The 11,676-nt window shown below is 66.3% G+C and carries 7 protein-coding genes; 4 read left to right on the top strand and 3 right to left on the bottom strand.

Annotated features, from left to right (window positions below; genetic code table 11):
• Positions 1-69: 69 nt before the first annotated feature.
• Complete coding sequence (locus tag BX591_RS13615; protein ID WP_111931974.1) at positions 70-1,008, bottom strand: helix-turn-helix domain-containing protein; 939 nt, start codon at positions 1,006-1,008, stop codon at positions 70-72.
• A gap of 134 nt (positions 1,009-1,142) precedes the next feature.
• Here BX591_RS13615 and BX591_RS13610 point away from each other — a divergent pair, with 134 nt between their 5' ends.
• From BX591_RS13610 to BX591_RS13595, 4 genes are all read left to right on the top strand, one after another.
• Entirely contained in the window at positions 1,143-2,561 is a 1,419-nt protein-coding gene (locus BX591_RS13610) for a cytochrome P450 (RefSeq protein WP_111932155.1), read from the top strand.
• A 72-nt stretch (positions 2,562-2,633) separates the two neighbouring features.
• Positions 2,634-4,418: a VRR-NUC domain-containing protein gene (locus BX591_RS13605; RefSeq protein WP_111931973.1), complete on the top strand. Its 1,785-nt coding sequence runs from the start codon at positions 2,634-2,636 to the stop codon at positions 4,416-4,418.
• Positions 4,415-6,682 carry an ATP-dependent DNA helicase gene (locus tag BX591_RS13600; RefSeq protein WP_111931972.1) on the top strand — a complete coding sequence of 756 codons (2,268 nt, stop codon included), beginning with the start codon at positions 4,415-4,417 and terminating at the stop codon, positions 6,680-6,682. Before BX591_RS13605 ends, BX591_RS13600 begins: the two co-directional genes overlap by 4 nt.
• Before the next feature lie 154 nt (positions 6,683-6,836).
• Positions 6,837-7,688 (top strand): alpha/beta fold hydrolase, encoded by an 852-nt coding sequence (locus BX591_RS13595; protein WP_111931971.1) that lies wholly within the window; start codon positions 6,837-6,839, stop codon positions 7,686-7,688.
• Here BX591_RS13595 and BX591_RS13590 read toward each other — a convergent pair.
• Positions 7,627-10,353: a mechanosensitive ion channel family protein gene (locus BX591_RS13590; protein WP_111931970.1), complete on the bottom strand. Its 2,727-nt coding sequence runs from the start codon at positions 10,351-10,353 to the stop codon at positions 7,627-7,629. The genes BX591_RS13595 and BX591_RS13590 overlap by 62 nt on opposite strands.
• 373 nt (positions 10,354-10,726) lie before the next feature.
• Positions 10,727-11,056 carry an NIPSNAP family protein gene (locus BX591_RS13585; protein ID WP_111931969.1) on the bottom strand — a complete coding sequence of 110 codons (330 nt, stop codon included), beginning with the start codon at positions 11,054-11,056 and terminating at the stop codon, positions 10,727-10,729.
• Between the last annotated feature and the right edge of the window lie 620 nt (positions 11,057-11,676).

Below are 11,676 nucleotides of genomic sequence, written 5' to 3'. Positions count from 1 at the left end.
TTCAAATCACAGTATGGTGGGGGCTGGCGAACCGCGCAAACCGGCACAAGCGGCCCTGACATGCTTCTCTCAAACCCACAGCCGGTACAACCAGAACGACTCGTCCTCGGCGAAACGCTGCGCGAATTCGCCTGGCGAAAATCCGGTGATACGTTTGGCCGTGCGGCTCAAATGAGCCTGATCGGCGAAGCCTTCGTCGAAGGCGAGCGCGGCCCAATCGACGGATTCGCCCGCATCGTAGCGGTCCCGCGCGTTGAAGAACACGCCTTCGGTTTTGACGAGCAACTGCCATTCACGCAGCGAGCGGCCGCTATGCGCCTTGATCCGCCGTTCGACCTGACGCGCGCTGTGCGTATTGCGCCATTCATGCGCCTGCAGACCGAGACGTGCGACCCAATGCCGGCCGATCTGCCGCAACGACGGCGTGGCCGACGCGCGACCCTGCAACGCCTGCCAGCGCGCGGCCAGATGCTGCTGCAAGGCGGCGAGCGTGGCCGCGTCGTCGGGGGCGTCGAGCAAGGCTTGCAGCAGCGGCTGCCAGACCTCGCCGAGCACCGTTTGCGCAGGGACGCAACGGTCCTGCACGGCGGCCGGGTCGAGCCCGAACAGCGACCGCGCGGTGTCGGCGGTGAAGCAGATCATGCAGCCACGACCGCCCGTAGGCGACCAGCTCGCGGTGGGCTGGCACTGGCTGCCCGATAGCGTGACGGACGCACCGAACGGCTGCCAGCGCGGCCCGTCGGGAGTACGTTCCACGAGTCCGCCCTGCATGTCCTGGAACGCCGACAGACTCACCAGCGGCGACGCCGGAAAATGCGTCAGACGCTGCGCATCGTTCAATTCCACGCCGCGCGTGTCGCGCGTGATTACCGCGACGACAGCGCCTTGCAATACGGCGGGCGCGAGATGAATCCGCCCATGCGCGGCGTCGCTCGCACGGGAGAGTCGCGCGGCGCGCGCGAGCGGATCGGGGCAGGACGCCTGGTGCGCAAGCAGGTCGAGTGTCATGGCGGCAGAGTGTAAGTAAAACCGGTACGGGTGTCAGCAACCGTCGCATGTCACGGCGCAGCCCGCATGCCGGTTGTCGCGCGATGTCGTTTGCGTTCAAGACGAGCGCGGCGCACCGGCCAACAATGTGCGACATGACGACCCCACCGACCTCCCACTGTCCCTTGCACGCGGATGAGCCGCCTCCGCCCCCGGTCCCTCACGCTCCCGGCGTCTGGCCGCCCGGACCGTCCGTCGGCCTGACCGGCTGGGGCGCGTTGAGACGCATGTCGCGTGACCTGCTGGCGACGGTGGCCGAGTGGCAGCAAGCGTTCGGCGACGTCGTGTATCTGCGGATCTGGCCGGAGCATCAGCTTGTCGTCAGCGATCCGCAGCTGGTGCGTGAACTGCTGGTCGATCGCCACGACGCGCTGATCCGCTGGGAGCACGGCATGCGCGTGTTCGGCGAAGTGCACGGACACAGCGTGCTGATCGCCGAGGGCGATGCGTGGAAAGACAAACGGCATTCGCTGCAGCCGGGTTTCTCGCGGGCGTCGGTGCATGCGTTCGTGCCGACCATGGTCGCGGCGGCCGGCGCGGCGTTCGCGCAATGGCCGCGGAACGGGGAAGCGTGGCCGATCGAGAGCGCGCTCACGTCGCTGGCCATGGACGTGATCATGCGGATGATGTTTTCGAGCGAGATCGGCAGCGATGCGCGGACGGCCGAGCAAGCCGCGCATACGTTGATCGTATCGACCTACACCGGCCTCTACTGGCCGATGCGTTCGCCGCGCTGGGTGCCGTGGAAGCGCGCCACGCGGCAGGCGCAGGCAATGCTGGACGGTTTGATCGAACGTCATCTGCAAACCAGGTTGCGCCTTGCGCGCGACGCGTGGCCGGACGACCTGCTGTCGCGTCTGCTGACGCTGCATCTGTCCGACCCGGCGGCGTGGCCGTTGCAAGCCGTGCACGACGAATGCATGACGACCTTCCTCGCGGGCCATGACACGAGCGCGGCCACACTCATCTGGTGGGCATGGTGCATGGCCGCCAATCCGGCCACGCAGACGGCCGCGCGCGACGAAGTCCAGCGCGCGCTGCAGGGCGCCCAACCCGACCCGGACAGCTTGACGTCGCTGCCGTATCTGACGCAAACGCTGCAGGAAACGCTGCGGCTGTACCCGTCCGTGCCGGTGCTCAGCAGCCGTCGCTCGACGCAGGCGATCACGCTGGGCCGCTGGCAATTACCCGCCCGGACGATGTTCATGGTGCCGGTGCAATTGATGCATCACGATCCGCGCTGGTTTCCCGAGCCGCTGACGTTTCGGCCCGAACGCTTCGGGCCGGACGCGCCGAGGCCGCCGCGTGGCGCTTACCTGCCGTTCGGCGCCGGTCCGCGTGTGTGCCTCGGACAGCATCTGGCGATGACCGAGCTGACCGTGATCGCGGCGATGCTGTTGCAGCGCTTCGAGCTGAACGTGCCGCACGGGATGACAGCGCCGCGACCCGTGCTGAACGTGTCGCTGAGGCCCCACGAACCGCTGCGCTTGCGGCTCAGCCAGGTCGGCGGCTGACACGAAGGTAGTGAAACCGCCTTGGACTTTGCTATGATCACTGTATAAACATACAGGTATCGTGAAAGCACCTTGGCAACCGGCGCCCGGTCAGATCCGCGGTCTGACGTCCCTTACTATCTGCTGAACTTCGAACGCGCGCTGGCGTGGCTGGCCGAGCGCTACGACGACTTGCTCGACGTCGAGGAACAGGCCTTTCTGCGCGCTTTCGCGGGGTTGCCGCAGGCGTCGCGTGCGCTGCTGGTGCGCATGCTGATGCGCCAGGGTACGCTGTTCCGCGCGAGCCGGCTCACTTACAACGAAATCGGCTGCCCGTTGCTAGCGGCCGCGCCAATGGCTGCGTTCGGCTGGATCGATACCGAACCCGGTCTCACGCTCGATAACCTGTTCGCGCTGACCACACGGCCTGAGTTGCTGGAGATTTTTGCCGGGGCGATCGCGCTGATTCCCGGCGCGAAGGCGTTGCGTAAGGCCGATCTGCTGGAGACGTTGCGGCCGTTTTATGCGGGCGATGGCGGTAACGACCTTGAAGGCGACGCCGACAATCCGGCCGTGCGTCCACTTTCCTCGTGGCACGGCGCCACGTCCGATCGCATTCTCCACGTCGCGATCGCGCCGCTCTGCGAGCGTCTGCGGCTAATGTTCTTCGGCAATTTGCAGCAGGACTGGTCGGAGTTCGTGCTCGCCGACCTCGGCGTGTTCCAGTACGAAAAGGTGCCGTTCGCGCCGTCGTCGCGCGCCTTCCAGCAGCGGGCCGATGTCGATGTCTATCTCGCGCTGCAGGCGTGCCGTGAAGCGTTGGACTCGCTGCCGGACGGCGACGCCGAGAGCGCTGCAATCGGCACGCTGGTCGCGACCATCCGCGCGATTGCGACATCGAACGCGTGGCTCGAAACGCGTCGCGCGAAACTGCTGTTCCGGATCGGGCAGCATTGCGAGCGTCGGCAGAACTGGGCGGCCGCGCTCGCCGTTTATGCGGCCTGCGCATGGCCGGGCGCGCGTCATCGGCGGGTGCGCGTGCTGGAACGCAGCGAGCGTTTCGCCGAAGCGTTCGCGCTGGCGGGCGAGGCCTGCGCCGCGCCGGAAAGCGAAGAGGAAGCGCAGCGTGTCGCGCGCATGATGCCGCGTCTGCGGCGCAAGCTCGGCGAGCCGATGGTTCGCGTAACGGCGGCGCGTCCGGTTGCGCGCAACACGCTGGTGTTGCCTAAACCTGAAAACGCGCTACCGGTCGAATACGTCACGCGCGACCATCTCACCTGCGAAGCCGCGCCGGTGCATTATGTCGAGAACGCGCTGATCAACTCGCTATTCGGCTTGCTGTGCTGGGAACCGGTTTTCGCCGCGGTGCCGGGCGCGTTTTTTCATCCGTTCCAGCGCGGTCCAGCCGATCTGCACGCGCCGGATTTTCACGCGCGTCGCGCGGCGCAATTCGCCGCGTGTCTCGCGCAACTCGACAGCGGCGCCTATCGCGAGACGATTCTGCGGCATCTTCAGAGCAAGGCCGGCCTGCAATCGCCGTTCGTGTTCTGGGGACTGCTGACGCCGGAACTGGTGGCGCTCGCACTCGACTGTCTGCCCGCCGCGCATCTGAAGCTGTGGTTCGAGCGTTTGTTGCGCGATGTTCGAGGCAATCGCAGCGGCTTGCCGGATCTGATCCGCTTCTGGCCGGCCGAACGCCGCTATGAGTTGATCGAGGTGAAGGGGCCGGGCGACCGTTTGCAGGACAACCAGATTCGCTGGCTCGCGTACTGCGTGGAGCACGGCATGCCAGTGCGCGTGGTCGACGTGCGCTGGGCGGGGGATGACGCCACTGCCGCCACACTCGACAGCATTCACGTCACCGAGTCCCTCACATGACCTACGTCGTCGCCGTGCGGGCCATGTGCGAATTCACCGCCAAGCGCGGCGATCTGGACCTGCGCTTCACGCCCGCGCCGACATCGCTCGAAGGCATGGCGGGCCATGTCGCGGTGGCCGGCCGTCGCGCGAGCGGTTACGAAACCGAGATCACGCTGACCGGCACGCATCGCGGGCTGACCGTGCGCGGCCGTGCCGACGGTTTCTATCCACTCGCGAACCGGCTCGAAGAGATCAAGACGTATCGCGGCGACCTTGCGCGAATGCCCGGCAATCATCGCACGCTGCATTGGGCGCAGGCGCTGGTGTACGGGCATCTGCTGTGCCGCGCGCGCGGGCTTGCCGCGCTAACGGTTGCGCTGGTGTACTTCGACATCGGCACCCAGAAAGAGACGCTGCTGGAAGAGTTTCACACCGCGCGCGATCTGGAGATTTTCTTCGTCGAACAATGCGAGCGGTTTCTCGATTGGGCCTTGCAGGAAGAAGCGCATCGCGCCGCGCGCAACGCCGCACTCGGCGCGTTGCAGTTTCCGCACGGGCAATTTCGCAGCGGCCAACGTGAGCTGGCGGTGTCGGTCTATCGCGCCGCGCGCGACGGTAAGCCGCTGATGGCGCAAGCGCCCACCGGTATCGGCAAGACGCTCGCGACGATTTTTCCGCTGCTGAAAGCGTGCGCGGAAGATCAGATCGAGCGCATCTTTTTCCTTACCGCGAAAACGCCGGGCCGTGCGCTCGCGCTCGATGCCATCGACACATTACATCGCTGTGCCGGTTCGGCGTTGCCCTTGCGAACCCTCGAACTGGTCGCGCGCGACAAAGCCTGCGAGCATCCCGACAAGGCCTGCAACGGCGAGTCGTGCCCGCTCGCGCGCGGCTTTTACGACCGGCTCGACGCAGCGCGCGGCGCGGCGCTGGCCGGCGCGAAACTCGATCGTGCGGCGGTGCGCGAAGTCGCGCTCGCACACGAGGTCTGCCCGTACTATCTGGCGCAGGAGCTGGCGCGCTGGGCCGACGTGGTGGTCGGCGATTACAACTACTACTACGACAGCAGCGCCATGTTGTACGCGCTCACGCAGATCAACCAGTGGCGCGTCGGCGTGCTGGTGGACGAAGCCCACAATCTGCTCGACCGGGCGCGCGGCATGTACACCGCATCGCTCGATCAGGCGGCGTTGCGGCTCGCCCGCAAAACCGCACCGGCCGCGTTGCGCAAGCCGCTGGAGCGCTTGCAGCGCGAATGGAACGCGCTCAAACGGGCGCAGGACGAGACGTATCGGGTCTACGGTGAGATTCCCAGCAAACTGCTGTTCGCGGCGCAAAAGCTGATCGGCGAGGTGACCGATCAACTCGCCGACGCGCCGCTTTCCATCGACGAAGCCTCGCTGCGGTTTTTCTTCGACGCCATGCATTTCGTCGCGCTGGCCGAGCAGTTCGGCGAGCATTCCATTTTCGACATCACGCTCAGCGCCGATCGTTTCGCGCCGCGCGATAAAACCGCGGCCACGCTGTGCGTGCGCAACGTGATTCCGGCGCCGTTTCTTGCGCCGCGCTATGCCGCTGCGCGCAGCACGGTGCTGTTCTCCGGCACGCTGAATCCCTATCACTTCTATCGCGACACACTGGGTTTGCCTGAGTCGACCTCATGGCTCGACGTCGAGGGACCGTTTCGCGCGGAGCAATTGCAGGTGCGCGTGGCCGGCAACGTGTCGACGCGTTGGCGCGATCGCGAGCGCTCGCTCATGCCGATCGTCGATCTGATCGCGCGGCAGTACGCGGGGCAGCCCGGTAATTATCTGGGCTTTCTGAGCAGCTTCGACTATCTGCGGCGCGTGGTCGAACTGATGCGCGAACGGCATCCGGACGTGCCGGTCTGGGCGCAGGAGCCCGGCATGGACGAAGCCGCGCGCGACGCGTTTCTCGCGCGCTTTCGCACCCACCACGAGGGCGTCGGCTTCGCGGTGCTGGGCGGAGCATTTTCGGAAGGCGTCGATCTGGTCGGGCAGCAGTTGATCGGCGCGTTTATCGCGACGCTCGGCCTGCCGCAAATCAACGACGTCAACGAGCAGATGCGCCGCACGATGGACGCGAAGTTCGGCAGCGGCTACGACTACATGTATCTGTATCCGGGCTTGCAGAAGGTGGTGCAGGCGGCGGGGCGCGTGATCCGCACGGAGCGGGATCGGGGCGTGGTGCATCTGATCGACGACCGCTACCGGCGTGCGGAGGTGCGGCGCTTACTGCCGCGCTGGTGGCAGGTGGATTGAACTCCGAACTCGCGTCGCATTAACACCGGCCTCGCTTCGCGGACGCGTCCCGCAGCCAATTTCTTTACCTGCCACGTAATCGACGCGCGTACCGCCGCCCGGCACAGTGACGCCATCGCATCACGAATTCCCCTCCACGGACCACGAGGCCGCCATGAACGCAACCGCACCGCATCTCGCCGACGAACCCAACACCATTCGCGCAGCCGACAACACGCGTCTGTTCTATCGCGACTGGGGGCAAGGCACGCCGATCGTGTTTTTGTCGGGCTGGACGCTGAATTCGGACATGTGGGCGTATCAGATGGAACCGCTGGCGCGGTTGAATTGCCGCTGCATCGCGTACGATCGGCGCGGGCACGGCCGTTCGAGCGACCCGGGCCGAGGCTATGACTTCGACACGCTGGCCGACGATCTGAACAGCGTGTTGAGTACGCTCGATCTGCACGACGTGACGCTGGTCACGCATTCGATCGCCAGCGGCGAAGCGGTGCGTTATCTGACGCGGCATGGTTCGTCGCGGATCGCCCGCGTCGCGTTCGTGGCGCCCGCGGCCACGCCGTATCTGCTGAAAACCGCCGACAACCCGAACGGGATCGACGGCGTCTTGTTCGAACAGGGCCGCGCCGCGCTACGCCGCTCGTTCCCCGACTGGATCGAAGCGAACGCGGCGCCGTACTTCGGCGCGGGCGTGTCGCGCGCGCCGTGCGACTGGACGATCCGGATGATGCTGCAGACCTCGCATCAGGCCATGCTGGAACTCGCGCATCTGCAGACCATCACCGATTTCCGCGAGGAACTGAAGCGGGTCGACGTGCCTGCGCTGGTGGTGCATGGCGAGCGCGACGTGTCGGCGCCGCTTGAACTGACCGGGCGGCCCACGGCGCGGCTGATCCCCGGCGCGTCGCTCCATGTGTATGAAGACGCCGCGCACGGTCTCTACTTCACGCATGCGGAGAGGTTGAACCAGGATTTGCTGGCGTTCCTGGACCGCCGGCCGGCTTAGGGTCGACGGGCAGCTGGTCGTCCACGGGCGCGTCGCCCTTGCGCGCGGCGGCATCGATAGCGGGGGGCTTCGTGGCCTTGGCGGAGTCAGGGGCCTCAGCGGCATTAGCGGCCTCGGCGGTTTCAGCGGACGGCGCGGCGGCCCCGGCTGCGGACGGCGGATTGGAAGTCGGCGCGCCGCCCGCTTCAACCTGCGCGGGCCCGCTCTCCGGGTCCCACGTCAGCAGATGGCGCTGCGGATTCGCGATCGCGATGCCCAGTTCGCTGAAGCGGTTCAGAATGCGCCGGTTGAATTCGCGCTGCACGCCCCAGCGTGCGCTGTCACGGCACTGAATCTGGCCGGCCAGCGTGACCGCCGATCCATCCAGTCCGTCGACGCCCCAGAAGCTGAAGTCGGAGAGGATCCCGTCCTTGAATTTTTCGTCCTCACGCAGCGCCGCGCCGATTTCCTTGAGCGTGCCGATCGCCAGATCGACGTCCTCGCCGAACACGATATTGACCTTCACCGCCGCGTTGCCGAGCCCGCGGTTGGTGTTGTTGACCGTCGACACCGAACTGAACGGCACGGTGTACAGCGAGCCGTCGCCGCCGCGCAACCGCACGGTGCGGATCGACAGATATTCGACGGTGCCGGACACGCCCGCGAGCGTGACCCAGTCGCCCACCTGCATGGCGTTTTCCATCAATAGAAAAATGCCGGTGATGAAATCCTGCACCAGCTTCTGCGAGCCGAAGCCGAGCGCCACGCCGAAGATGCTGGCGCCCGCCAGCAACGGCCCGATGTTCACGCCGAGTTCGCTCAGGCCGGTCAGCACCACCACTAGTGCGATCACGCAGAACAGCGCGCTGCGCAGCATCGGCAGCAAGGTGCGCAGGCGCGCGGCGCGCACCAGGTCGCCGCTGGTGGTCCAGCGCTCCAGACGCTGTTCGACCGACACGTTGACGCCTTCCCACACCAGCAGCGCGACGACCGCCGCGACGCCGATCGTGACCAGCGCGGACGCCAGCCGGTGGCCGATCGAGCCGGCGCGGAACAGATCGATCACGTCGACGCCCCAGACCTGCAGCAGCGCCAGCACGGTGATCACGCCGATGATCCACGACACCACGCGTCGCAGCAGCGGGTAATAGCGGTAAGCGTGCCGATGCACGAGCGACGTGTCGGCCTCGTCCTGCACGTTGAAGAGCCGCGCCAGCGCGCCGAAGATCACGATCGACGCCATCCGCGCGCCGACCAGCACCGCCAGCGAAATACCGCCGAGATGCAGCAGGTCGTGATAGCCGTTGCGCACGTCGAGCGCCCAGATGAACCACAGCGCCATCACGACGAACACGGACAGCCACGCCCACAGGTCGGCCAGCGCGTTGCCGAACATCGCGAGCGACTCGCGCGCGGCGAAGCGCTTGCGGATCAGTTCGCCGACCGGCGTCGCGCATTGCAGGATCAGGATCGAGATCATCACGTGGCCGGCGAGCGCGACCACCTTCATCAGCGCGAGATGCGCCGCGTCGTTCATGCCGAGCGATTGCGCGATTTCCGCGATCGCCGAACCGGCGGCCACCACGCTGACGATCCGCACGATCCAGTGCTGCATGAAGGCGGCCCACGCATCGCTCATGCGCAACAGACGCAAACGCGGCGCACCCGGCTGCAGGAAAAATCCGCCGACGATCACGATCACGCGGCTGAGCACGTAGATGTCGATCAGCGAATCGAGCGCGCGGTCTTGCGGCGTGCCGTCGTCGGTGACGATCGACATCAGTCCGCTGGCCGCGCCGACGAACACCGCGAGCGGGATGAAGCGCAGCACCAGCGTCAACAGTCCGCGCGGCAAACGCTGCAGCAGGGTCCAGTGATGCGCGGCGCGTTGCTTGCCTTGCGCTTCGTCGAGTTTGCTTTTGGCCGATGATGCTGCGGCGGGACTTGCCGTTGTGGCCGCCGCGCTGGTTTTTGCCTCGGCGTCCTTTACCGGTAGGTCCGTTACCGGCATGACGGGCAACGGCGGTGCGGCGTTCGGCGCGTCGGCGGGTTGCGGCGTCACGTCGACCGGCAGGCCGGCTTGCGGCGACTCGTCTTCCGTGCCTCGTTCGCGGCGGGCGGCAAGCGCTTTATAAGCGCGGCGCAACAGCCGTCGCGCGAGCCATTCGAGGACGAGCGCCGGCACCAGCGCGGCCAGCAGCGACCACGCGACATGACCGAGCACGGCGCGCGCTTGCGGGCTGGTCAGTTGCCAGTTCCACCATGCGCGCACCGACGTCGTATCGAGCAACGCGGCGACCGACGCGCGCAGCGATCCGCCGAGATGGATCGCCCAATGCGCGCCCTGGCGAGCCAGTTGCGACGCGAGTCCATTGGACTGGAACGCGGCCGGGACGAGGGCGGCGGCACTGGCCGCCGCCGGGGCCGAAGCGGCCGTTGCAGCGGAAGCCACGGGCGGCGCGCTGAGCGCGCCGGCGGCCGCGATGGCTTGCAGCGTGTCGGCGACTTGCGCGCGGCGTTTGGGATCGTTGAGAACGGCCAGCGCCTGGCGGGCCTGCTCGGGCGTCAGCGTGACGCCGGCGCCGGAGGCCGAGGAGGCGGGCGCGGGTTGCGCGGCAGCGGCAAACGCCGGCGATGCGCCGACGGTGAAAAGGAGGACCAACCAGACGAGTAGTAATTTGCGCATAGGGTGTAAGGCGGGTTCCAGGTGCGGACGGCTGGGCCGGGACGCGTGGACCGGTTCGGCGGCGTGACCTTGAACCGACACGGTTCAGGTCATACAAGTTCCTCGCGGCGGGTGTCGTTGGCCGCCTTGTGCAAGCTGGGCGGGCGTCGACGCCGGGCGGGCGACAAGCGGTAGCCGACAGGCTAGCACGGGCAGCAAAAAACCGGCCTGGTGGACGGCGCGGGGGGCGGTCTTGGGGCTTTGGCGCGCAGATGGGCGCACGGGCAGGCGGGTAGGCGGGTAGGCGGATAGGCGGATAGGCCGATAGGCGGGACGGTGCGCGCCGTGCCCGCCTGTCGCGCTCGGCGCTCGGCACTCGGCGCGTGGCGAGGCGTTATAGCGGCGCGACTCCGAACGTGCCGTCGACCACTTCGGTAAAAGTCCGCTCCTCACGCAGGATGAAGCGTTTCGTCTGCGCGAGCCGAAAATTGTCGCGTGCCTCGGGATCGGCGCGCAGTCGGGCGCGGTAGGCCTCGTAGGCGGCGAGACTATCGAGCGCGATCAAGCCCCACGCGATGTCGTTGGTGCCCTCGTGCGGCAGGAAATAACCCACCAGATGGCCCCCGCAGCGCGGAATGATGCGCCCCCAGTTGCGCGCGTATTCGTCGAAGGCGTCGCGTTGGAACGGATCGATCTGGTAACGGATGAAGCAGGTAATCGCCATGGGCGGGCTCCCGTTTGGGTGAGGGACGTGTGGACTGCCATGACGTCAGTATGAAGATCGGCGGGTGGCGACGTTTCAAGGTGTTCTGAAGTGTCGAATTGGGGAGCGCGCAGAGGGTTGGTCGGTACTATGGCGCTGCGTTGCGCTTGCCAACGAACACCACGCGGAGATCAGTGTCACGTACGCGTTACGGCTTGCGCTCTGGAGAAATAAAGTTCGACACAAACCCACTTCGCAGCGATTCAGCCAGAAATCTTGCGACAAAATGGTTTCACACAACCTGCTGCCGGCATGGCGCCATCAAAGGTGTCAGCTTGCGTCGGCCCGTTCACTCGCTGGCTGCCGACGCAACCGGCAGTGATCGACCCAGGCTGTGTGGAAACCCGAGGAGATTGCAATGCGACGCATGATTGCTGACCGCCGCAGTGCGTTTGGTTGCCTTTGCGGCCATCAATGGGACGACGAGACTGCGAGCCTCTCCAACGCGTTCCAGACGAGTTTATGGCTTTTTTCAGGGCCTAAAGGGGTTCTCACGCACCCACCAGCCGCATCGCCTTCATTGTCTTTTTAAAGCCCAGGATTCTCAGCACTCGCGTGAGATTGTAGGCGAGTACGTTCAA

This window comes from Paraburkholderia bryophila, assembly GCF_003269035.1.
Classification (GTDB): Bacteria; Pseudomonadota; Gammaproteobacteria; order Burkholderiales; family Burkholderiaceae; genus Paraburkholderia; species Paraburkholderia bryophila.
Note: the sequence above shows the minus strand (reverse complement) of the source record. Positions and strands in the feature narration are given on the sequence as shown.